This is a genomic window from Sphingobacterium sp. SG20118, from assembly GCF_044740685.1.
Classification (GTDB): Bacteria; Bacteroidota; Bacteroidia; order Sphingobacteriales; family Sphingobacteriaceae; genus Sphingobacterium.
In genome coordinates this window covers 1,581,750-1,605,236 of the sequence record NZ_CP172826.1, presented here as the reverse complement: position 1 = coordinate 1,605,236, position 23,487 = coordinate 1,581,750, and the positions used below count along the sequence as shown (strand labels likewise).

The window sequence follows — 23,487 nt, the reverse complement described above, 5'->3', positions numbered from 1 at the left end:
TTAAAAATCAACATATACGCATGAGAAATTGACCAGCTTTAAACTGCGAAATGCGGTACGCAAGTCTTTGAAAACACAATGATCGATACACAAATTGTGTGTAGCTCTTCATCTTTACACTTGAAAAACCGCACGCATACTATAATTTATTCCGATGAAAAATATGATAACAAAATTTCAATACGGTAATGATACGATGACCAGTTCTCTCGCAATACAACTTGCAAAAGGAGAAACCAGGGGAGAATTAACTGCTCAAACAATAGAAAAGGTTGTTAAAAGTGCTCAATATGTTCAAGAAATTGTAGATTCTGGTAATATCGTCTATGGTATAAATACCGGATTTGGCCCCCTTTGCACCACGCTAATTAGCCCTGGAGATACCAAGAAATTACAAGAAAACATATTGAAAAGCCATGCCGTCGGTATTGGGGAGCCCATCGATAAGCTCTTGTCCAAATTGATGCTGATCCTAAAAGTACATGCTTTAGCAAAAGGATATTCCGGTATTCAACTAGCAACGTTAGAACGTATATTATGGTTAGTAGAACATGATGTTATTCCTGTCGTCCCCAAACAAGGTTCAGTTGGAGCTTCTGGGGATCTTGCTCCACTCTCCCATCTATTTTTACCATTAATTGGATTAGGAAAAGTTTGGTATAACAATGAAATACAGGAGACAGCACGGGTATTGACCTCATTTAACATCCAGCCGATCACACTTGGTGCAAAAGAAGGTTTAGCACTAATCAATGGCACTCAATTTATGGCGGCCCATGCTGTAAAAGCAGTATCGGAAATGCAGAACCTACTTGACAATGCTGATCTGATCGCTACTTTAATGATAGAGGGACTTAATGGGTCCATTAAACCTTTTTTCGCACAACTACACCAACTTAGACCTTATAAAGGAAACGAGTACGTAGCTAGTACTATTTATAATTTATTAGAGGTATCTGAAATTGTGAGCTCTCATAAAAATTGTTCCCGTGTTCAAGACCCCTATTCCTTACGCTGTATCCCGCAAATACATGGGGCTTCTCGTCATGCATGGCTCCATCTAAAGGATACAATTGAAATCGAAATCAATGCTGTTACCGACAATCCAATCATCATCGATCGTGAATTGACCATAAGCGGCGGTAGCTTTCATGGTCAACCAATTGCCTTACCAATTGACTATGCAACACTAGCCATATCGGAAATCGGGAATGTATCAGACAGACGTGTATACCTTTCACTTGAAGGCGATACGCCTAATGTTCCAAAATTACTCCTTAAAGAGACCGGACTCAACTCCGGATTTATGATTTTACAATATAGTACCGCGGCACTAGCAAGTGAAAATAAGGGATTATGTTTCCCTTCCAGTGCTGATAGCATTCCTACTTCACTAGGTCAAGAAGACCATGTAAGTATGGGCTCTATTGGCTCACGTAAGCTGCTTCAGGTAATCAATAATGTCAGTAAGATATTAAGTATAGAGCTAATTTGTGCAGCCCAGGCATTTGATTTTCATAGGCCCCTCCGATCGACTACCATTGTAGAAGCGGTACATCAAGAAATTAGAAAAGTTATTCCTCATGTTAAAGAAGATCAAATAATGGAGGAAATACTATCAGCTGCACAAAAACTCATTTCTTCAGGAACTTTAGTTCAGATTGCAAATCAAATTGCTGACGAACAACAAGTGCCTTATCACGGATTACATCATGAATATTTTAATGTCTATTAAATTATGGGTAAAAAAATAATTGGACCTTTTTCACAGTTGTTATCTTTTGTTGATACACCTTTGAAGGGTGCCCTCACCGATCAACAGATGACGATAAGGGAATACGCCGGTATACTGGTAGAAGACGGTATAATTGTAATAATTGACAACTATGACGACTTAATATCAAAACATGGAGATCAAGCAGAAATACGATTCATGGAAGGAGATAAAGTCTGTTTACCTGGATATATTGATTGCCACACACATATTGCTTTTGCAGGAAATCGAGCTAACGATTTTGCATTAAGAAATGCGGGAGCTAGTTACTTGGAAATTGCACAAGCGGGAGGTGGTATCTGGAGCACAGTCCTGCATACCCGAGCTGCAAGTGAAAAAGAACTGACCGATAATATCATTAACTTTTCAAAGGATCTATTAGCACAAGGTATCACAACGATCGAAGTGAAAAGTGGCTATGGCTTATCGGTGAAAGAGGAATTGAAAATACTACGTGCGATAAAAAAGGCCCAGCAATCTGTTGCTGTCGACCTCATACCTACTTGCTTAGCGGCTCATATGAAGCCCAAAGACTTTGCAGGTAGTGCTGTAGATTATCTTAATGAAATAGCTTCTGAATTATTCCCGATATTGAAAGCGGAAAATCTCTGTAATAGAATCGATGCTTTTATAGAACAAAGTGCCTTTTCGGCGGATGATATTGAAGATTACTTTATTAAAGCTCAGAAAATGGGTTTTGATATTACGGTACATGCAGATCAATTTTCAACGTCAGGCTCTAAAGTTGCTGTTCGGTTTAATGCCGTTAGCGCTGATCACCTCGAGGCGTCAACAGATGCCGAAATTACACTTCTGGCCACCAGCAATACTGTTGCCGTAGCCCTACCTGGTGCATCTATCGGAATTGGTTGCGCTTTCACGCCTGCACGAAAACTATTAGATCAAGGTGCCTGCTTGGCGATTGCCACAGATTGGAAACCCAGGGTCAGCCCCAATGGGACAGTTAATGACCCAAGCGACCATTTTAGCTACTGCTGAAAAATTATCGAATGCTGAAGTTTTTGCAGCAATCACTTTCCGGGCTGCCCAAGCATTAAATTTAAGTGACCGAGGGCGAATACGAAGCGGTGAAATCGCTGACTTTGTCGTGTACAATACAGACAACTATCAAAACATCACCTACAAACAAGGCACTTTAAAACCTGTGCAAGTTTGGAAAAGGGGAACTATTAGCTATACGGAAGGAGATGAAGCATGACATTTAAGGAAGAAATATTACAAGGTATACCAAGCATTTTACCGGAAAAGGTTTCGTATGACTTTCGTATAAGTCATGCCCCTAAACGAAAGGACAGCCTATCTCAGGAAGATAAAAAGTTAGCCATAAAAAATGCATTACGTTATTTCCCTGCCGATTGGCATGTCGAATTGGGAAAGGAATTTTTAGAGGAATTGCTTCATTTTGGACGAATCTATATGTATCGCTTCCGTCCTAGCTACACTATGTATGCTAGACCAATAGCTGATTATCCCGGAGAGAGCTTGCAAGCCCGCAGTATAATGCTCATGATACAAAACAATCTGGATCCAAAAATTGCGCAACACCCGCATGAACTGATCACCTATGGTGGAAATGGGGCTGCATTTCAAAATTGGGCCCAGTATTTAGTCACGATGCAATACTTAGCGCAGATGACTGACAATCAAACACTCCACCTATACAGCGGCCATCCAATGGGGTTATTTCCATCTTCAAAGGATGCCCCAAGAGTTGTAATCACAAATGGCATGATGATTCCAAACTATTCTAAACCTGATGACTGGGAAAAATATAATGCACTAGGTGTTACGCAATATGGCCAAATGACGGCAGGATCATACATGTACATAGGCCCTCAGGGAATCGTCCATGGTACAACAATCACCGTGATGAATGCTTTCCGTATGCAATTATCAAAAGATGATACCATTCATGGCAAAGTTTTCCTAACATCTGGCTTAGGAGGAATGAGTGGAGCTCAACCTAAAGCTGGTAATATTGCAGGTTGTATCACAGTTTGTGCAGAGGTAAATCCTGATGCTGCTCGTAAAAGACATGAACAAGGATGGGTAGATATTCTAATAGAAAAAATAGAGGATCTCATTAAATATGTTCGGGAAGCGATTCAAAACAAACGTATTGTTTCGATCGCTTACATGGGTAATGTTATAGAAGTGTGGGAGGCATTCTTGCATGCAGATATCCATATTACAGTTGGCTCTGACCAGACATCCTTACACAATCCTTGGGCTGGAGGCTACTACCCTATTGGACTAAGTTTCGAAGAGTCCAATAACCTGATGGCGGAACAACCTGAGCTTTTTAAACAACATGTGCAACAATCGTTGATCCGCCATGTCGCGGCTATTAACGAACACGTCTCCCGTGGGACTTATTTCTTCGATTATGGTAATGCTTTTTTACTGGAAAGTAGCCGTGCAGGAGCTGATGTAATGGACAATGATGGCATCAATTTCCGATATCCCTCATATGTACAGGATATCTTAGGCCCCATGTGCTTCGACTATGGATTTGGACCTTTTCGCTGGGTATGTACTTCTGCCGACCCTAAAGACTTAAAAACAACAGATAACATAGCGCTCCAAATACTAAAAAGTTTAAAAGATACAGCGTATCCCGAAATTCAACAACAATTACTGGATAATATCAAGTGGATTGAACAAGCTGAGCAAAATAAACTCGTAGTTGGTTCTCAAGCCCGAATACTATATGCCGATGCTATTGGTAGGATTCGAATTGCTAAAGCATTTAATCTTGCGGTGAGAAATGGCACCTTAACTGCACCTATTGTGCTTGGTAGAGACCATCATGATGTCAGCGGAACAGATTCTCCCTATAGAGAGACAAGCAACATTTATGATGGTAGTCGATTTACTGCCGATATGGCTATTCATAATGTGATTGGAGATAGTTTTAGAGGAGCTACTTGGGTATCTATCCATAATGGAGGTGGTGTCGGCTGGGGTGAAGTCATCAATGGTGGTTTTGGCCTGTTATTGGATGGTACGGAAGATGCAGATCGAAAATTGGAAAATATGCTTTTTTATGATGTCAATAATGGGATAGCCCGTCGTGCTTGGGCTCGAAATGACACGGCTAGACAGGCTATCGAGGTGGAACTTGAGCGTACAAAAACGTTAAAAGTGACTTTAGCAAATTTAGTGGATACGGAATCAATGGACCAAATTTTTAAGGGGCATGGAAATTAAGCTTTGGGAATACTACGAAGCAGCAAATCCACAAATCTGGAAAGGACGAGTAGATGGTACAACGGATGATCATTTGCGCTGGCATCAAATTATAAAATGTATTGATTTAAAAGATAATAAAGACCTGAGTGGCTATTTCATACTCCTTGGCTTCGCGTGTGACGAAGGTGTGAAGAGAAATCATGGCAGAGCAGGAGCTGAAAAAGGCCCTGAAGTTTTAAAAAAGACTCTTGCAAATCTCCCTGTCTTTAGCGGTGAAAATACTAAAATAATCGATGCTGGCACAGTTAATTGTAAAAATGAACAATTGGAAGCGGCACAAGAATCGCTAGGTTTTATCATCCATCTGATTCTAAAGCGTGGAGGATTTCCAATAGTACTAGGTGGTGGTCATGAGATTACCTTTGGCCATTACCTAGGGCTCAAAGCAAATTATAACAAATCAATTGGTATTCTAAATTTTGATGCTCATTTTGATATGCGTAAACCGCAACAGCAAATTGCTACATCGGGAACTGGATTCTATCAAATTGCTCTACTAGAAAAAAACATCAGATACCTACCTATTGGAATACAAAAAATCAGTAATACAAAAATCTTATTTGATACGGCACGAGACCATCAAATTACCTGGATAGAGGCTCAAGATTTTCAAATTGCCAATCGGAGTAGAATCAAGAAAAAAATTGAATCATTTATCGATTCAATCGATCATCTCTACCTTACAATCGATTTGGACGTATTTGCCGCATGCTATGCTCCAGGAGTAAGCGCAGTTGCTTTTAATGGTATCGTTCCAGATGCTTTTTTTCTTGAAATATTTCACTTTATTATTTCATCAGATAAATTAGTCAGCATCGATATTGCCGAGCTTAATCCTGATTACGATTGTGACAATCGTACCGCAAAATTAGCTGCTGATCTATTGTTTCGCCTAGTAAATGATTAAATGCTATATTCTCAATTGGACATGACATAGCATAAAATTATAGGGGCAAAAAAAAGAAAAAGTTCGTTGAACCATATTTAAGGAATTTATCCTTAAATTCGCAAGCAATATGGAAACTGTTGTCAGTGGTATCAGAAGTACCGGAAAATTACATTTAGGAAACTATTACGGCGCATTAAGCAATTTTGTGAAAATGCAAAATGAATATAATTGCTATTTTTTCATTGCCGATTTACATTCTTTAACGACTCACCCGACTCCTCACGGCCTTCAAAGCACTGTTCGTCAAGTGATAGTTGAATATCTCGCTGCTGGGATAGATCCTGAGAAATCTACGATCTACGTGCAATCTGATGTGCCTGAAGTTGCAGAATTATACTTATATATGAACATGAATGCTTATCTAGGTGAACTTGAGCGAGCAACTGCTTTTAAAGATAAAGTACGCAGCAACCCAGATAATGTCAATGCAGGACTACTAACATACCCAGTTTTGATGGCTTGTGATATCTTAATTCATCATGGTACCAAGGTCCCTGTTGGAAAAGATCAAGAGCAGCATCTGGAAATGACAAGAACATTTGGTAATCGCTTCAATCGTCTGTACGATGTAGATTATTTTAAAGAATCTTTTGCTTTTTCATACTCAGATAAATTAGTGAAAATACCCGGTTTAGCGGGACAAGGTAAAATGGGTAAATCTAATGGTGAGGCAGATTGTATATATTTGTCTGATAGCGCTGCTGTTATTCGTAAAAAAGTGATGCGTGCAGTATCTGATTCAGGACCTACAGAAATGAACCAGCCTAAGCCAGATTCTATCCAAAACCTTTTTGATTTGATGAAAGTCGTTTCCACTCCAGATACTTTACAACATTTTGAAGAGCTATATAATAATTGTGCAATTCGTTATGGTGACTTTAAGAAACAATTAGCAGAAGATATGGTTAATGCTACTGAGCCCGTACGTTCACGCATCGAAGATATATCGAACGATGATGCTTACATCGCTAAAGTTGCCAAGTTAGGTGCAGAAAAAGCAAGCGAATCTGCTCGAAAAACATTGAAAGAGGTTCGTGAGATTATTGGTATTAGAAGATTTTATTAAAAATTAAACCCAAAAACATGCATATTGCAATTGTCGGAAATATTGGTGCAGGAAAGACAACCCTAACAAAATTATTAGCGGATCATTTTAAGTATGAACCTCAATTTGAGGCAGTGGATAATAACCCTTATCTGGAAGATTTTTATGCTGATATGAAACGTTGGTCATTTAATTTGCAGATATTTTTCTTAAATAGTCGTTTTAGACAAATTGTTGAATTGCAAAAGACTAATATTGATATGATTCAAGATCGTACAATTTACGAAGATGCTTACATCTTTGCGGAAAACTTGTATGATATGGGGTTAATGAGTGCGCGGGATTTTGAAAACTACAGCAACATATTTCAGAGTATAATACACTATATCAAACCTCCAGACTTATTGATTTATCTAAAGGCATCAGTTCCTACCCTAGTTAATAATATTCAAGTACGTGGCCGTGATTATGAATCTGGCATTCGTTTGGATTATTTATCCAAATTGAATGAAAAGTACGATAAATGGATTGATAACTATAAAGAAGGTAAATTATTGGTACTGGATAAAGATAATTTAGACTTTACTAAAAATCCAGAAGATTTAGGAGCTATCGTTGAAAAAATCGAAGCCAAATTATTTGGATTGCTCTAATCTGAAGATTAATCATATTTTAAAGCCAGTTTTAGTTTAAGACTGGCTTTACTTTTAAAAAGGATAAAAAATCGAGCTGACGTGCTCATGAAATAATTAGAATCCAATGAAAATAATCGGAATCATTCCTGCACGGTATGCCTCTTCAAGATTACCGGGCAAACCACTAGTTGATATTGCTGGCAAGTCCATGATTCAACGGGTATATGAACAAGTTAAAAACACAAGTTGCTTACAAGAGGTTATCATAGCGACTGATGACTCCAGAATAGAAGAACATGTACAATCCTTTGGTGGAAATGTAGTGATGACCTCCTCTACTCACCAGTCGGGAACTGATCGCTGTGCAGAGGTTGTGTCTAAAGTGAATGGATTTGATATTGCTATCAATATACAGGGAGATGAACCATTTATCAACCCATTGCAAATCGAATTACTGGCATCCTGCTTCAATAAACCAGAAACACAGATAGCGACACTTGTAAAAAAAATACATACACCAGACGAATTGTTTAACGTCAATATTCCAAAAGTAGTTCGTAATATTCACGGTGAGGCAATCTATTTTTCAAGACAAACTATCCCTTATTTAAGAGGATTTGAGCAGAAAGATTGGCTCTCCCAACAAACCTATTTCAAACATGTTGGGATATATGGGTATAAGACAGATATTTTGGCGGAATTAACCAAACTTCCTATGGGTAGCTTGGAAGAGACGGAAGCCTTAGAACAATTGCGCTGGATAGAGCATGGATACGTTATTCAAACTGCAGAAACAGAACATGAAACAATTGCCGTGGATACTAAAGAAGATTTAGAACGTATCTTACAAACTTATTTTAATGCATAAACTACCGGTGTTCTGTGAAATACAATTCACGGACACCGCTAATCAGTTCTAATTTTTCTAACTCACTTAAAGGAGCAACTTGATCTTTTATCTGTAAAAGATCAGATAATTGTACAGGTGTATTGATACCCAATAACGCGGAAGCAACTGTTTTATTCGAAAGCACAAAAGATAACGCTGCAGTTAGGTTATTACAAGGATGACTTTTGACAAAACTAGTGAGATTTCGTACGATATGCTGTACTTCGCTGGAACTATATTGCAGAAAACTTTCCGCTGATTTATTAATTAACATGCCTTTAGCAATAGCACCTCTAGCCAGAATAGAAATTTGATTTTCAAATAAATAATCCCCAATTTCTTCTTCTAGACGTCTATCCAATAAACTGTACTGCATCATCACAGCACTGATATTAGATTTAGCAACGTATTGACGAATAACATTAGGACGAATAGACGATAGCCCATAGGCTCTAATTTTGCCAGCACTTACCAGCAACTCAAAGGCTTCAACAATTTCATCAATAGGATCTTCTATTGTACCTCCATGGAGCTGATACAAATCAATATAATCGGTCTTTAATCGCGATAATGAAGATTCAACAGTTTTTAATATATAATTTTTAGAAGCTTTCCAATCCCAACCGTTTCCATCTGCTCGCCAACTATTTCCAACTTTAGTTGATATAACTACACGCTTCCTGAAATCTTTTAATGCTTCACCTACCAACATCTCATTAAATCCCTTTTCATATAAGTCAGCAGTATCAAAAAAATTGATACCGCTGTCAAAAGCTTTACGGATGATTTCTACACCTTGCTTATGCTTACTGCCCTTTAAAGACATGCAACCCAAACCGATGGATGAAACTTCTATTGCTGATTTACCTAATTTATTATATTGCATCTTGAACGAAATCCAATAACTCAATATCAAAAACTAAAATACTATTTGGTGGTATCGCTCCCATATTTTGACTTCCATACCCCAATTTACTTGGAACGTAAAAACGAAACTTAGCTCCCTTAGACATTAATGGTACGCCTATTTTCCAACCTTCTATCACTCTATCCAATTTCATTTTCAAAGGTTCATTGCGATCCAGTGAACTATCAAATTTCTTACCGTCCAATAATGTGCCTGTATAGTGTACTGTTACTTCATTCTCACGACTCGGTTTATCACCATTCCCTTCTACTAGCACTTCATATTGCAATCCTTCTTCCGTACTTTTCATTCCTGCTTTTTTAGCATTCTCAGTAAAAAAAGCGAGTTCTTTTGCAAGGTTTTCTTTTTCTTTTTGATCTCTCGCATCAGTAACGGCACCTTGGATAATATCGCGCAATTTATCTTCTTCAATCAGTGAATTCTGGTCATCAAGTGCACTTATTAATGCTTTACCAATTAATTCTTTATTCCAACTGGTAATGCCTAAGCTTTTTAAAGAGCCTCCGATATCACGTCCAAATGCATATGAAACCGAATCCGCTTTTGTAGCCAATAAGGGTTTGACTGTTGTAGTATTCTTTTTTACAGTTTTCTTTTTTTGTTGTGCAGATACAGATAGTGTAGCCAAAGACAATAATGCTAAAGCAATATATTTCATAAAATTTTAAGTATGTTTTGTGACAATATTAGTAATAATTTCTTGAGTATTGTTTTTATAATCAATAGCAACTCTAGATTTGCTATTTAACCAAGCTTCAATGGACAGCATATTTTTTTGTTTGAGACTCGAAATTACTGGAACTCCCATCTCTTCCAATGCCGCAGCGTTCAAATGTTGTTCATATTGATTTTTCATCGGAAACTACCAAAAGTTTCTTTTGTAAGAAAAGTGCTTCTGCGGGAGTTTCAAACCCTGCCCCACAAAGGACACCTGAAGAGCTCGCCATGCTGGCAATAAAGGCATCATTGTTAATGGGCCTTATCGAAACATTTTTCATATCGAAAGCACGCGAATTATGTTTACTAAAAACCTGCCACTTGACATCCGAGAACTTCATTAAGTGTTTTAAGAGATGTGCATCATCATAAGCTGGTAAATACACCGTATAGTGTCCATGGTCATGCACCTCCAATTCGCGAACGGAATTACGGATAACAGGGGTAAATATATTCTTATTATAACTTTTAAAATGAAAACCATAGGCATGGGTGGAAGGTGCATAGTTTTTCATAATAAACTTCCCTAACATATCAGTTTCGTCAGGTTTAGGACTAGATGGATCCAAAGCAGCCATTTGATGGCTCAAACCAATACAGGGTTGCTCCTTCATATGAGCTGCCCAAGCAGATATGGGTTCAAAATCATTGATGACTAAATCATATTGATCAAGCGGAAGAGATTTGATTTCTTGTGTGAATTTACGGACTGTAGAGCTCATAAATGTTTTCCACAGATCTACACCCCCCGATTTCCCAAAAATAAAACTTAAACCATGTAGTCGGTATTTCACCTCAAAAGGTAGCACTAAGTCAGCCTGAATACCACTAACTAAAACATCAACCTCTCCAAAATTACGTAAACAAGGAACAATATCCATCGCTCTACTGAGGTGGCCATTACCAGTACCTTGTACCGCATAAAGTATTTTCATAAACTTTGCGATTATTTATCGCCAAAATAAAAATTTTTGATGACATTAAAGTTAAATTTAGATTAGCTTTTTATATTTCATTTCAATAAACCTCTTCGATTCTACTGAATATTCCGTAACTTACTTTCTATTAACCAATTATAAAAACATGAAAAGATTACTCATCATGATCTCTTTATCATTTATTTTTCTACTATGTAATTCTTGGGGATTCTTTGCCCATAAAAAAATAAATGAATACGCTGTTTACACCCTTCCTTCAACTTTAGCCTCTTTCTATAAGAAAAATATTATCTTAATTACTGAAAAAGCGGTAGATGCAGATAAAAGATGCTATATCGATAGCCTTGAATCACCACGTCATTATATCGACATCGATGACTATGAAGAACCTACGATAGACTCTATTCCTATACACTGGTCAAAAGCCAAGGAAAAATACCAAGAAAAACAACTATTACTAAATGGCATCGTTCCGTGGCAGATTTCATTCAGTTACAACAAATTGGTAGAAGCATTTAAAAACAAAAATGTTACGCAGATTATCCGATTTTCAGCAGACCTGGGACATTACATCGGAGATGCGCATGTTCCTTTACACACAACCAAAAACTATAATGGACAATTAAGCAACCAAATTGGAATCCACGCCTTCTGGGAAAGTCGTCTACCCGAAATGTTTGCGAGTCAATACTCTTTTATAAAAGGTCAGGCACATTTTATAAAAGATCCATTAAATACAGCTTGGGATATCGTCAAACAAAGCAATCTATTAGTTGATTCCGTTTTGATCATAGAGAAAAAGCTCGACCAATCCTTTTCAAAATATCAAAAATATGGCTTTATTGAACGAAACAATATACTGATTAGGACTTATTCGGATGAATATGCTAAAGCCTACCATCTTGCTCTCAATGGAATGGTTGAAAAAAGAATGACAAGCGCCATACAACAGGTAGGTTCATTTTGGTATTCGGCATGGGTAGAAGCTGGACAACCTAATCTCAAAAATGTGGAAAAAGTAAAATCAAAAGATTCGCCCATTGACACTAAGGATAAAAAAAATATGGGTAGAGAAGATTGGTAACTCTAACCGGACTACTACCTATATAAGAACTGGCACCTTAAAATTAAAATAGGCAACAGTACTTTTGTCCCATAAATTTTAAGAGAAGCCAAATGAATAAAAAATTTACACTATTAACATTATCATTAATCGGGTATTCTTATGCTTTCAGTCAAATTTCAGAGAGGCAAGCATCCACATTAAAAGATACCACCAATTTAGGTGAAGTTATTATTAATCAAAATCGTTTGCAGATTCCTTTTTCTAAACAAACTAGAAATATTCAGATTATAACACAGGAAGATATTAAGAGACTACCAGCACGTTCCGTTAATGAGCTGCTAAGTTACATCAACGGTGTAGATGTGCGCCAGAGAGGCCCATTTGGCTCACAAGCAGATGTAACTATTGACGGGGGGTCCTTTGAGCAAACACTTATATTATTGAATGGAGCTAAGATATCAGATCCACAGACAGCCCATCACTCACTTAACCTACCAATTCCTACAGATGCAATAGAAAGGATAGAAATTATCAAGGGCCCAGCTTCACGTATTTATGGAATTAATAGTTTAACAGGAGCTATTAATATTGTCACAAAAAAAGCGGTAAATAATCTTGTAAGTGCCCAAATATATGGCGGTAGCTCTTTTGAAAATAGCGAAGACACACATACAGGAAAGTACTATGGAAAGGGATTTCAACTTGGCTTCACAAATAAAGTAGGGAAACTTGAACAACAGCTCTATTTAGGGCATGAGGATTCCAATGGTCAACGCTACAATACCGCTTCGAGAAACAACAAAATATACTATCAGGGAAGCTATGCTCCAAACGATCAAAATAACATATCAACATCTATTGGATATATTGATAATCAATTTGGTGCCAATGGTTACTATGCTAGTCCAGGAGATAAGGAATCCTATGAATTGGTTAAAACAGCATTCGCAACGGTACAGTCCAAACATAAAATAACTAATGCCTTAACCATTTCGCCAAGAATTTCTAATCGGTACAATGAAGACGACTATCAATATTTTAGGCATGACTTAAACAATGCCAGAAGCCTTCATTATAATAACGCATTTATGGCCGAATTAAATGCCACTTATGAGAAAAACTTTGGTTCATTTGGTATTGGGATGGAAAGTCGTTTCGAAAATATTAACAGTTCAAACATAGGTAGACATAATCGAGAGAATTATGGTGGTTATTTAGAGTTCAAAACGGAATCAATTCCCAACTTATTTGTCAATTTAGGAACCTACTTAAATTATAACAGTGACTACAGTTGGCAAATGTTTCCTGGTATAGATTTGGGTTATGATGTCAATAATCACTGGAAATTAATTTTTAACGCTGGTTTCCAGTCAAAGAATCCCATCGTTTACGGACTTATATATAAATCAAAGACCAGCTAATATTGGGAATCCGCAATTACAAGCTGAGCGTGCCAGACAAGTTGAAGGTGCTATAAAGTATACCAGTAACCATATCATTGCGCAAGCGGGTTATTTCTACCGAACAATAACTGACTTTATCGATTGGACGCGCTCCCAGAGCACGGAACCCTGGCAGCCACAAAATATGGATAACAATGAGGTGCAAGGATTTAATGTGAATTTCCGCGTGAATCTGAATGCACTGGACTCGAACACGAAATATTATGCGACAATGGGTTATAGCTACTTACATCCCAAAATAAATGATAATACCGCTGAAAACAATGTTTCAAAATATGCTATTGAAAGTCTTAGAAATCAAATAAACCTAAACTTTACAATTAGCCACATGGCTTGGAGTCTAACGACTGCCAATCGCTTTAATGAACGTTTATCCTATAAATCTTATTTTATTTCAGATCTACGTTTTGCACATCAACTCGACAAATTGAACCTCTATGTCGACGCGCAAAATCTATTTAATGTGAAGTATATCGAGGCAGGAGCTGTACCAATGCCTGGTACTTGGTATACATTGGGAGCTAAGTATACTATTGGTTATTAAGCAAAAGAGGTCAGCCTGAATTAGGCTGACCTCTTACTATTTCTTTTTCAAGACATATCGAATGCCTCCTAAAATATGTTTTTGAAATTTTTCACTATCAAATGCCTCTAAGGTGTGTCCTAAACCGGTGTAAAATGAACGTCCGCCATCAAATTCATGATACCAAGCAATTGGATGAAATTTACCCATTTTTCCACCTTCATAACTTGTTTCATCTAAATCCATTAAAATGTGAAGGCCCTCTTTCACAGATTTAAAATCATACCATTCGTCGCGATGAAACCAAACTTTTGGCAAATGCTTTGTAGCAAGATGCTTACGGTTTTTAACTTCTATTTTAGCTTCCTGGACTGCCGGATGAGATGAGAAATATCCACCCACAAGTTGCCCATACCAAGGCCAATTAAATTCTGTATCACTTTCGGCATGAATACCTACAAAACCTTTCCCCGACTGGATAAAGCGAACAAATGCAGCTTTTTGACTATCATCAAGAATATCACCTGTTGTACTTAAAAAAACGATTGCATCATATTTAGAAAGAATGGAATCTGTAAACAATCGACTATCTTCAGAATGATCTCCCCGCATCATATTGGAAGATAAAATATGTTTTACCACTTCGACGCCATGTTCAATACTTTCATGTCTAAATCCAGTAGTTTTTGAAAAAATCAAGACTCTTTCCTGCGCACTCAATTGTGTGACAAAGAAAATAGTGAACAAGAGTGTTACTCTTTTAAAAATGTTGCCTATCATATTGTTTAGGTTTAGGCAATTAAATTACGGTAAAAATCTAAACTTTCAATAATTAAATCCTCAGTAACAAAAATATCATAATCACAAGAACCAATTTTATTTAACAAAGCGAAACCGATCTGATTAGAATGATTTTTCTTATCATTATTCATCAAACTAAGAAGCTCATGGTCAATAGAATCATCAAATTTATAATCCGTAAAGTTCTTTCTAAACGTTGCTATTAGATCATCCAACTCTTCAATCGAAAGTCCATTCAATTTATGAGAGAGATAGCCTTCACAGATCATACCAACAGCAATGGCTTCACCATGTAATAAAGAATTTTCATCATGCACCAGTGAATATCCTTCTATTGCATGCCCAATCGTATGTCCAAAATTCAATATTTTGCGTAATCCCTTTTCAGTCGGATCCTGTGTTATAACACTATTCTTAACACCCACAGACTGTCTAACATGTTCAGTAGTTATAGCTGTAACATCTAGGTTTTTCACCTTATTATAATAAGCTACATCGAAAATCAAGCCGTGTTTAATGACCTCTGCAAACCCCGAAACTAACTGTCTTCTTTCCAATGTTTTCAAAAACACACTAGATATATACACGGCTTGTGGCTGCGTAAATGTACCAATGATATTTTTATAATTATCTAAATCGATTCCTGTCTTACCGCCTACAGATGCATCTACTTGAGATAACAATGTCGTTGGAATCTGAATAAAATCAATACCTCTCTTAAAAGTTGAAGCGGCAAATCCGCCCATATCGGTTACAACACCGCCACCTAAATTAATTAAGAGACTATGTCTATCTGCACCAAAGTCAAGCATCGTTTTCCATACTCCAATACAGAAATCAATATTTTTATTCTCTTCCCCAGGATCGACTTCAATTACATCATAGTTTCCGAGCTCGGCCAAAATAGGCTGTAAAATGGGCATACAGTGGTCATTCGTATTTCGGTCAACTAAGACAAAAATCTTAGAATAATTACGTTTTTGTATAAAGGTTTTTAGAGACTGCAGTGAGTCATCAAAGACTACTTGATAGCCTAAACTTTCGATATATTGCATTTCAGTTATGTTCAGTTGATGTTTTTTATAAACAAATTTTGTTAAATATTATACCAATTTTACTTGTTGCCCCTCAAACTCGACCACATCATTGGGTCTAATTTTTAGTCTTTTACGATAATCCACCTGACCGTTAATAGTCACCATACCTTCAGTAACAACTAACTGAGCCATAGCACCATGCTCTACCCAATTTAAAGCTTTAAGTAATTGAATTAATTGAATGTATTCTCCCTCGATTTTGAATGTTTGCATAAGGCAAAAATAAGTTAATATTTCAGGAATCTCCTAATCAATAAGTGGTAATATTTTTGAATTTGCTACATTTGTGTGGATTAGATTAAAATAATGACACAGATTGCAGAACCCAGAAAACTTTCTTTTGATAATACAGAAATTGCATTCAAAAGTAAAACCAATAAAGATTTAGATCGTGCTTATTTACTTTACAAAGTAATAGCAAGCAACTTTCTAGTAAAGGTAGGACCTCCTATTGCTAATTTTGCGCTTAATATTGGATTGCCTATTCAGGGAATCATAAAATCTACAATCTTCAAACAATTTTGCGGAGGTGAAACCATCGAAGGCTGCACATCTGCAATCAATCATTTAGGTCAAAATAATGTTGGGACAATCTTAGATTACTCTGTGGAAGGTGAAGATACTGAAGCCGCTTTTGATGCTACTTTTAAAGAAACATTACGTACTGTAGTAGCAGCAAAAACGAATAAATATATTCCTTTTTCAGTTTTCAAACCAACAGGATTAGGTCGCTTCGAATTATTTGAAAAAGTGAATGCAAATGAACCGTTAAGCGAGTCGGAGCAAGCTGAATATGACAGAATGTACGATCGCTGTGATCAGATCTGTAAAGCTTGTTATGAGGCTAATGTTAAGGTACTCATTGATGCTGAACATTCTTGGATTCAAGATGCTATAGACGATATTGCACGTGAGATGATGGAAAAATACAATAAAGAACAACCAATTGTATATAATACCTATCAACTGTATAGACATGACAAGCTAGCTTCTTTAAAAGCAGATTTTGATTATGCCAAAACACAAAATTTCTTCTTAGGCGCCAAAATAGTCCGTGGTGCGTACATGGAAATCGAAAGACAAAGGGCCGCAGAAAAAGGATACCCATCTCCTATTCAACCGACAAAAGAAGCAACGGATACGGACTATGATGCGGCCATACATTTCATCCTTGATCATATTGACCGATTTGGGGTTATGGCTGGTACACATAATGAGGCCAGTAGCCTCTTATTAGCAAACGAGCTAGAAAGACGGGGAATTGATCATAAAAGTGATCGTATCTTCTTTGCTCAATTGCTAGGGATGTCAGACAATTTGACATTCAATCTTTCTGAATCGAACTATAATGTTGCTAAATATATGCCTTATGGACCTATTAAAGCAGTAATGCCTTATTTATTCCGCCGAGCGCAAGAAAATACTTCAGTATCTGGTCAAACTGGGCGAGAACTCAGCTTAATCATCAAAGAAAAACAAAGAAGAAGAAAAGCTAGTCATTAAGACTAGCTTTTTTTTGTAAATTTGTGTTATTCCAAAATTTAGATATGTCACCTGAATCATTAGAGAAATTTAATAAACTCAACGAAATAGCTGAACCATACGACGCCTTATTATTTGATGTTGATGGAACTTTAGCCAATAACATAAGTGCTCATAAAGCGGCATACGTAGCTACAGCTGCCGAATACAATATCATCTTAGATGATGCCCTGATTGACGAAACTGCAGGTTGGCCCACCGTTGCTGTAGCGAAAGAAATATGTATTCGTTACCATACAACGTTCGATGTGCAAGAGTTTTCAACAAGAAAATCTGCCATCTTTATAGAACGATACATTCAAGAAACTCAACCCATCGATTATGTTGTTGAGCATCTGAAATTTCAAATTGGAAAAAAACGCATTGCCGCTGTCTCGGGTGGTTTCTCGATCAACATTGACGATTACACTGACGGTGCTTGGTGTATTGGATAAATTAGAAACTTTGGTATGTGCAGGAGATACACCTCTTGGAAAACCTTCTCCTCAACCTTTTATCTTAGCCGCAGAAAGATTACAGATTGAACCTGCCAAATGCCTAGTCTATGAAGACGGTATACCTGGAGTACAGGGAGCTATAGCTGCAGGTATGGGTGCTGTACGTATTGACCAAATTTAAAAGCTTGTCACCACTTTTAATCCTCCATTGGTATAATTAAGATCTGTTGATTTGAGGCCTCCCACAGGAAGTTTCACGAAGGGTTCGACAGCTATAGATAGTTTTGATCCTACTTCCATCTTTTTTCCAATGGAGAGGTTGATAAACCCATTAAACTCTTTTGTATTAACAGCATTTCCTTTAAATGTCTGTTTTATATTTTCAGGAGCTGAGACAGCCTTTCCATTATTTATTGCTGTATTCTCATTTATACCATTCACAAAATAATTATCTTGAGTTTGGTCTAATACTCCAACATAAGAAACACCTACCGAGGTATAAAATGATTTACTAACATGATAACGAACATCAACTGGAATATCAATCGTTAAGAGTTTATTGTTCACAGCACTTAAATCAGCGCCAACATCTTGTTTCGTCAGAAGCATCGACCCATTATTTCCTTTGATAGGCATATTTTGTGCTAAAGCATCGTTATAAGCCATACTTGCTGACATTACGGCACCTGGATTACGTTGTCTATCAGCCCCCGCTCCATAACTTTGCATTGAAACACCAGATCGAACACTTATTTTATCCGTTAATTGATAAGCTAAACTTAAACCTCCACCCAAACTTATTTCATCAACGGTTGAAGTTGGCGATACAAAAGCACCAATTTCCCATTTCTTCAAAGCTGACGCAAAATCATGCTTTTGCGAATTTGACGGAAACAATGTACCAAGTCGTTCCAACTTTTCACCAACAGACACATCAGCCCTCTTCTCATTGTTCAGACGTTCATTTGTAACAAAACGACTATCCTTCAGTTTCTCCTTTGAATCAACAGAGAGATCGACTTTCCTCTCGATCTGAGCACCTTCATTTGTGACAAAACGGTTGTCACTGAATTTATCCTTTGTAACCAATGGTATATCAATAAATACGGACTGCGCATCTACAACTCCCATATGAGGCACAACCTCGTCAATATGAGCATACACAACTTGTTTAGGTAACAAATCTCGTATTTCTCCACCATGTTTAATTTGTAAAGGGCTCTGGTTAGCCCATTTTTTTTCCATTGGGCCCGCTGACACATCATTATCTTGACTTCCTACAGCCACAACCTCATCAACTGTTGTTGCTTCTGAGCCCGAACGAACATCTGAAACTTTCTTCTCCTTACTACCACCTGCTGCAATTCTTGTTTCCTGTTGAACACCACTAGGAGCAAGATATAGAAACGCAGCACCAGATACTAGCAATAAAGCCGCTGCTGAACTCCAATATTTCCAATTTGAAGATTTCTTACTGATAAGAGGATTACTATTTGACACAAATTTTTCCCACGCACCTTCTAAATAAGGAAGCTCATGAGCTTGCATTTTATCGACAATTTTGTCTATTAATTCCTTACTTTTTTCTTTTGCCATTTTACTACCTCTTCTTATTATCTAAATTCTTGTCCTATCTTATTTTGTTCCAAATAAAGCACTCGTAGCTTTTGCTTTGCTCGGGTAAGATAGGTCCGAGAAGTACTATCTGGAATCTGCAGTTTTTTTGAAATTTCGTCATGTGAAAATCCTTCAATTTCATATAGATTAAAGATAACGCGTTGCAATTCTGGCAACGAGTCCAATAATTTCATGATATCGCTAACTTCCAAATTACTCGAATTATACACCATGGGTACATGCACACTCCTTTCGTCCACATCGTCCAAAGAGGCCATATGCTTTTTTGAACGTAAAAAATCTATCGAAATATTAGCAGAAATCCTACCAATCCATGATCGAAAAGATTTTTCTAAAACATCCTCCTCTACCAAGAGATTAAATGAATCCAACCGTCTGAAAATTCTAATAAATGACTCATTTGTCAATTCTTCTGCATCTACGTCAGATTTAACATAACGAATAATGATAGCCATCAAGTAACCATAATATTTTTTATAGACAAAAGCTTTCCCTTGCTCACGATTTTGTAAACATTCTTCTAGTGCACTTTTAAGTGTTTGTTGCTTTTGTTTTTTAAAATATGTTTTAATAATACCCACTCGATAGACTGTATTAACCCCTAATCTTCATCTAAAATAATACTTTCTAAACTAAGATTAGGAAAGTCTTTCTTTTAATTTTTGTCATGCTATATATTAAGTACATTTTCATAACGAAACCTTATAGCAAAACGCTACAGGATCATTTTACAAATATTATACAGTTCCAACACCCATAAATGTAAAAAAAAAGCTATTTTTGCTTGATTTTTATATTATTTAATCCTTACCAATGAGTACTGTATTATCCGAACAGGAACAATTAAGAAGACAAGCGTTGCAATCTCTTATCGATTTGGGTATTGACCCATATCCTGCTGAAGAGTTTGAAATCAATGCAAATGCAGCTGATATATTAGAAAATTACGATAGAGATAAGCTTAACTATAAGAATATAAGCATTGCAGGACGTATCATGAGTCGTCGTGTTATGGGAAATGCCTCATTTTTTGAAATTCAAGATAGTTCTGGACGTATTCAAGCCTATATCAAACGTGACGACATCTGCCCTGATGAAGATAAAACAATGTACAACATTGTCTTTAAAAAATTATTAGACATTGGTGATATCGTTGGAATAAAAGGTTATGTTTTCACAACACAAACAGAAGCAACCTGTGTTCACGTTGAAAAACTCACAGTATTAGCAAAGTCACTACGTCCCCTTCCAATTGTTAAAATTGCTGATGGAAAAACATATGATGCATTTACGGATCCCGAATTACGTTACAGAATGCGTTATGTTGATTTGGTGGTTAATCCAAAAATCAAAGACACCTTCATCAAAAGGACGAAGTTGTTTACAGCCATGCGTAATTATTTTAACGACGCAGGATACATGGAAGTTGAAACTCCGGTATTACAGTCCATACCAGGTGGTGCAGCAGCACGTCCTTTCACAACACACCACAATGCACTTGATATTCCTCTATACCTACGTATTGCAAATGAATTATATCTTAAACGTTTAATCGTAGGTGGTTTTGATGGGGTATACGAGTTCGCAAAAAACTTCAGAAATGAAGGTATGGATCGTACGCATAATCCAGAATTCACAGTTATGGAAATCTATGTAGCTTATAAAGACTACAATTGGATGATGAAATTCACAGAAAACCTATTGGAACACTGTGCAATTGCCGTAAACGGATCAACAAAAACGACATTTGGCGAACATGAAATAGATTTCCGGGCTCCATACAAAAGAATCACAATGGCCGATTCGATTAAAGAATTCACAGGTTTTGATATCACTGGGAAATCTGAACAAGAAATCTTCGAAGCAGCTAAAGGAATGGGAATTCCAGTTAATGCAACGATGGGTAAGGGTAAGTTAATTGATGAAATTTTTGGTGAAAAATGTGAAGGAAACTATATACAACCAACATTCATTACCGATTACCCAAAAGAAATGTCGCCGCTGACTAAAAAGCACCGCGATAATCCTGAGATTACAGAACGTTTTGAATTAATGGTTTGTGGTAAAGAAATTGCAAATGCATATTCAGAACTGAATGACCCTATTGATCAACGTGAACGCTTTGAATCGCAAATGGCACTTTCAGCTCGTGGAGACGATGAGGCAATGTTTATCGACCAAGATTTTTTACGCGCATTAGAATATGGTATGCCTCCTACCTCTGGTTTAGGCATCGGAATGGACCGTTTAATTATGTTCTTAACAAATAACCCTTCTATTCAAGAAGTATTATTTTTCCCTCAAATGCGCCCTGAGAAGGTAATAACAGTAGCATCAACAGAAGATTATGTTGCACTGGGTATTCCTGAAGAATGGGTTCCTGTTTTACAAAAAATGGGGTTCCATACGATTCCAGAACTAAAAGATGCTAATCCTAATAAAGTATTCAATGACTTAGGAGGAATGCGTAAAAAAATGAAATTAGATATCGCTATGCCAACAATGGATGAAGTCCTTGCTTGGTTCGCATAAAATAATAAATTTTAAAGGAGCCGATTGTCATGATGATAATCGGCTCCTTTTATTTTAACGAATTCAATCCATACCAATATGGGTTGACATATAGCCCCTGCCACCACAATTGGTCTCTAAAAAATAAAAACCTTATATCAATTTCATTATTTAATACTACTTTTAAGTATATATTATAAATAATGAAAAATATACTCTCCATAGATGGCGGTGGAATAAGAGGCATAATACCAGCGTTAGTATTAGTGGTTTTAGAAGAAATACTGCAAAAAAAAAGTAATAATCCTGATGCAAGAATTGCTGAATATTTTGATTTTATAGCAGGTACAAGTACAGGTGGTATTTTGGCCTGTATACTTTTATATCCCAGTGAGGAAAATCCTACAAAACCTAAATTCTCGGCAAAAGAGGCCCTGGGTCTGTATGTCTCCCATGGTTCTGATATTTTTAAAACCACCAAGTGGAGACGCTTTTTAAGTGAGTTTGGGCTCGTGAGCGAACTCTATTCCGCTACTGCTTTGGAAAATGTCTTACAAGAGTATTTTGGCGACACTAAACTAAGTCAATTGATAAAACCATGTATCATTACGGCATATAACATTGAACTTCGACAGAATCATTTTTTCAGACAACAAAAGGCAATAACACATGGCACAGCACGCGACTTCTATTTAAAAGACGTCTGTAGAGCCACCTCGGCCGCTCCCACATACTTTTCAGTGGCCGAAATCTATTCAATATCTGGTACAAGATTTCCTTTGGTAGATGGTGGAATGGTTGCCCAAAACCCATCCATTTGTGCTTTAATAGAAGTGATGAAAGCTTTTGAAGACACAGAAATAAATGATCTTTTCATGGTGTCTTTAGGTACTGGTTTGGCAAAGAAAGCTTATAACTATGATCATTTCAAGAAAAAACTAGCTATCCAGATTGGCCCCTCTTTAGTAGACATCATGACAAGTGCTTCTTCTGAAAGTACAGAGTTCTTTATGGAACAGTTATTCAAATTTAATAGAAAATCAAAAAATTACATCCGATTAGAACCCACAAATTTGTCCAGTGTAGAGTCATCAATGGATGCCGCTTCTCAAAACAACATTCAAAAACTTATTTCATTAGCGGATAGACTTATGAGTGACAATGAAGACGAGCTTAATCGCATAGTCGATCATTTGATAAAAGATAATTACACAAAGAACAAGAAAAATCCTTGGTCTAAGTTGATGGATAGATTGTAATA

General features: G+C 36.9%; 25 protein-coding genes. 16 read left to right on the top strand and 9 right to left on the bottom strand.

Annotation, left to right across the window (positions count from 1 at the left end):
- Positions 1–154: 154 nt before the first annotated feature.
- The 8 genes from hutH (at position 155) to kdsB (ending at position 8,544) form a co-directional block, all read left to right on the top strand.
- Positions 155–1,735, top strand: a complete 1,581-nt coding sequence (gene hutH / locus ACFX5U_RS07510; protein ID WP_235212369.1) for a histidine ammonia-lyase — start codon at positions 155–157, stop codon at positions 1,733–1,735.
- A 3-nt stretch (positions 1,736–1,738) separates the two neighbouring features.
- Positions 1,739–2,773 (top strand): imidazolonepropionase, encoded by a 1,035-nt coding sequence (gene hutI / locus ACFX5U_RS07505; RefSeq protein WP_400262918.1) that lies wholly within the window; start codon positions 1,739–1,741, stop codon positions 2,771–2,773.
- Positions 2,730–2,993 (top strand): amidohydrolase family protein, encoded by a 264-nt coding sequence (locus tag ACFX5U_RS07500; protein WP_400262917.1) that lies wholly within the window; start codon positions 2,730–2,732, stop codon positions 2,991–2,993. Before hutI ends, ACFX5U_RS07500 begins: the two co-directional genes overlap by 44 nt.
- Positions 2,990–5,005, top strand: a complete 2,016-nt coding sequence (locus ACFX5U_RS07495; protein WP_400262916.1) for a urocanate hydratase — start codon at positions 2,990–2,992, stop codon at positions 5,003–5,005. The genes ACFX5U_RS07500 and ACFX5U_RS07495 overlap by 4 nt, the downstream gene beginning before the upstream one ends.
- Positions 4,995–5,954 (top strand): formimidoylglutamase, encoded by a 960-nt coding sequence (gene hutG, locus ACFX5U_RS07490; RefSeq protein WP_400262915.1) that lies wholly within the window; start codon positions 4,995–4,997, stop codon positions 5,952–5,954. Before ACFX5U_RS07495 ends, hutG begins: the two co-directional genes overlap by 11 nt.
- Before the next feature lie 109 nt (positions 5,955–6,063).
- The gene (gene trpS, locus ACFX5U_RS07485; RefSeq protein ID WP_038697557.1) at positions 6,064–7,062 is read left to right on the top strand and encodes a tryptophan--tRNA ligase; all 999 of its coding nucleotides are present in this window, start codon (positions 6,064–6,066) and stop codon (positions 7,060–7,062) included.
- A 17-nt stretch (positions 7,063–7,079) separates the two neighbouring features.
- Positions 7,080–7,694, top strand: a complete 615-nt coding sequence (locus ACFX5U_RS07480; RefSeq protein WP_038697554.1) for a deoxynucleoside kinase — start codon at positions 7,080–7,082, stop codon at positions 7,692–7,694.
- Positions 7,695–7,800: 106 nt separating this feature from the next.
- A complete protein-coding gene (gene kdsB / locus ACFX5U_RS07475) occupies positions 7,801–8,544 on the top strand; it encodes a 3-deoxy-manno-octulosonate cytidylyltransferase (protein ID WP_280568777.1) in 744 nt (247 codons plus the stop codon).
- A gap of 1 nt (position 8,545) precedes the next feature.
- Here the strand turns inward: kdsB and ACFX5U_RS07470 are convergent, their stop codons facing one another.
- Genes ACFX5U_RS07470 through ACFX5U_RS07455 form a run of 4 tightly spaced genes read right to left on the bottom strand, consistent with a single transcriptional unit; the run spans position 8,546 to position 11,145 of the window.
- Positions 8,546–9,451, bottom strand: a complete 906-nt coding sequence (locus ACFX5U_RS07470; protein WP_400262914.1) for an aldo/keto reductase — start codon at positions 9,449–9,451, stop codon at positions 8,546–8,548.
- A complete protein-coding gene (locus tag ACFX5U_RS07465; RefSeq protein ID WP_038697548.1) occupies positions 9,441–10,151 on the bottom strand; it encodes an FKBP-type peptidyl-prolyl cis-trans isomerase in 711 nt (236 codons plus the stop codon). Before ACFX5U_RS07465 ends, ACFX5U_RS07470 begins: the two co-directional genes overlap by 11 nt.
- A gap of 6 nt (positions 10,152–10,157) precedes the next feature.
- Positions 10,158–10,349: a hypothetical protein gene (locus ACFX5U_RS07460; RefSeq protein WP_400262913.1), complete on the bottom strand. Its 192-nt coding sequence runs from the start codon at positions 10,347–10,349 to the stop codon at positions 10,158–10,160.
- Positions 10,333–11,145, bottom strand: a complete 813-nt coding sequence (locus ACFX5U_RS07455) for a glycosyltransferase family protein (protein ID WP_400262912.1) — start codon at positions 11,143–11,145, stop codon at positions 10,333–10,335. The genes ACFX5U_RS07460 and ACFX5U_RS07455 overlap by 17 nt, the downstream gene beginning before the upstream one ends.
- 148 nt (positions 11,146–11,293) lie before the next feature.
- Here ACFX5U_RS07455 and ACFX5U_RS07450 point away from each other — a divergent pair, with 148 nt between their 5' ends.
- The 3 genes from ACFX5U_RS07450 (at position 11,294) to ACFX5U_RS07440 (ending at position 14,221) form a co-directional block, all read left to right on the top strand.
- Complete coding sequence (locus ACFX5U_RS07450; RefSeq protein WP_400262911.1) at positions 11,294–12,232, top strand: zinc dependent phospholipase C family protein; 939 nt, start codon at positions 11,294–11,296, stop codon at positions 12,230–12,232.
- A gap of 92 nt (positions 12,233–12,324) precedes the next feature.
- Positions 12,325–13,635 (top strand): TonB-dependent receptor plug domain-containing protein, encoded by a 1,311-nt coding sequence (locus ACFX5U_RS07445; protein ID WP_400262910.1) that lies wholly within the window; start codon positions 12,325–12,327, stop codon positions 13,633–13,635.
- Positions 13,574–14,221 carry a TonB-dependent receptor domain-containing protein gene (locus tag ACFX5U_RS07440; RefSeq protein ID WP_400263576.1) on the top strand — a complete coding sequence of 216 codons (648 nt, stop codon included), beginning with the start codon at positions 13,574–13,576 and terminating at the stop codon, positions 14,219–14,221. The genes ACFX5U_RS07445 and ACFX5U_RS07440 overlap by 62 nt, the downstream gene beginning before the upstream one ends.
- Before the next feature lie 36 nt (positions 14,222–14,257).
- Here ACFX5U_RS07440 and ACFX5U_RS07435 read toward each other — a convergent pair whose 3' ends face one another.
- Genes ACFX5U_RS07435 through ACFX5U_RS07425 form a run of 3 tightly spaced genes read right to left on the bottom strand, consistent with a single transcriptional unit; the run spans position 14,258 to position 16,311 of the window.
- Positions 14,258–14,980, bottom strand: coding sequence for a ThuA domain-containing protein (locus tag ACFX5U_RS07435; RefSeq protein WP_400262909.1), 723 nt, complete (start codon positions 14,978–14,980; stop codon positions 14,258–14,260).
- Positions 14,981–14,991: 11 nt separating this feature from the next.
- Entirely contained in the window at positions 14,992–16,056 is a 1,065-nt protein-coding gene (gene aroB / locus ACFX5U_RS07430) for a 3-dehydroquinate synthase (protein ID WP_038697538.1), read from the bottom strand.
- 48 nt (positions 16,057–16,104) lie between these two features.
- A complete protein-coding gene (locus ACFX5U_RS07425; protein WP_038697536.1) occupies positions 16,105–16,311 on the bottom strand; it encodes an RNA-binding S4 domain-containing protein in 207 nt (68 codons plus the stop codon).
- Positions 16,312–16,404: 93 nt separating this feature from the next.
- Here ACFX5U_RS07425 and ACFX5U_RS07420 point away from each other — a divergent pair, with 93 nt between their 5' ends.
- From ACFX5U_RS07420 to ACFX5U_RS07410, 3 genes are read left to right on the top strand one after another with little or no spacing between them, the layout of a single operon-like run.
- Positions 16,405–17,601: a proline dehydrogenase family protein gene (locus tag ACFX5U_RS07420; RefSeq protein ID WP_038697534.1), complete on the top strand. Its 1,197-nt coding sequence runs from the start codon at positions 16,405–16,407 to the stop codon at positions 17,599–17,601.
- 44 nt (positions 17,602–17,645) lie between these two features.
- Complete coding sequence (locus tag ACFX5U_RS07415; protein ID WP_400262908.1) at positions 17,646–18,074, top strand: HAD hydrolase-like protein; 429 nt, start codon at positions 17,646–17,648, stop codon at positions 18,072–18,074.
- Entirely contained in the window at positions 18,037–18,258 is a 222-nt protein-coding gene (locus ACFX5U_RS07410; protein WP_400262907.1) for an HAD family hydrolase, read from the top strand. The genes ACFX5U_RS07415 and ACFX5U_RS07410 overlap by 38 nt, the downstream gene beginning before the upstream one ends.
- Here ACFX5U_RS07410 and ACFX5U_RS07405 read toward each other — a convergent pair.
- Both ACFX5U_RS07405 and ACFX5U_RS07400 read right to left on the bottom strand, forming a co-directional pair.
- Entirely contained in the window at positions 18,255–19,673 is a 1,419-nt protein-coding gene (locus tag ACFX5U_RS07405; protein ID WP_400262906.1) for a hypothetical protein, read from the bottom strand. The genes ACFX5U_RS07410 and ACFX5U_RS07405 overlap by 4 nt on opposite strands.
- A 17-nt stretch (positions 19,674–19,690) precedes the next feature.
- Positions 19,691–20,296: an RNA polymerase sigma factor gene (locus tag ACFX5U_RS07400; RefSeq protein ID WP_400262905.1), complete on the bottom strand. Its 606-nt coding sequence runs from the start codon at positions 20,294–20,296 to the stop codon at positions 19,691–19,693.
- Between the two features lie 232 nt (positions 20,297–20,528).
- Here ACFX5U_RS07400 and lysS point away from each other — a divergent pair, with 232 nt between their 5' ends.
- Complete coding sequence (gene lysS, locus ACFX5U_RS07395; RefSeq protein WP_280568812.1) at positions 20,529–22,247, top strand: lysine--tRNA ligase; 1,719 nt, start codon at positions 20,529–20,531, stop codon at positions 22,245–22,247.
- Positions 22,248–22,429: 182 nt separating this feature from the next.
- Entirely contained in the window at positions 22,430–23,485 is a 1,056-nt protein-coding gene (locus tag ACFX5U_RS07390) for a patatin-like phospholipase family protein (protein ID WP_038697524.1), read from the top strand.
- Positions 23,486–23,487 lie beyond the last annotated feature (2 nt).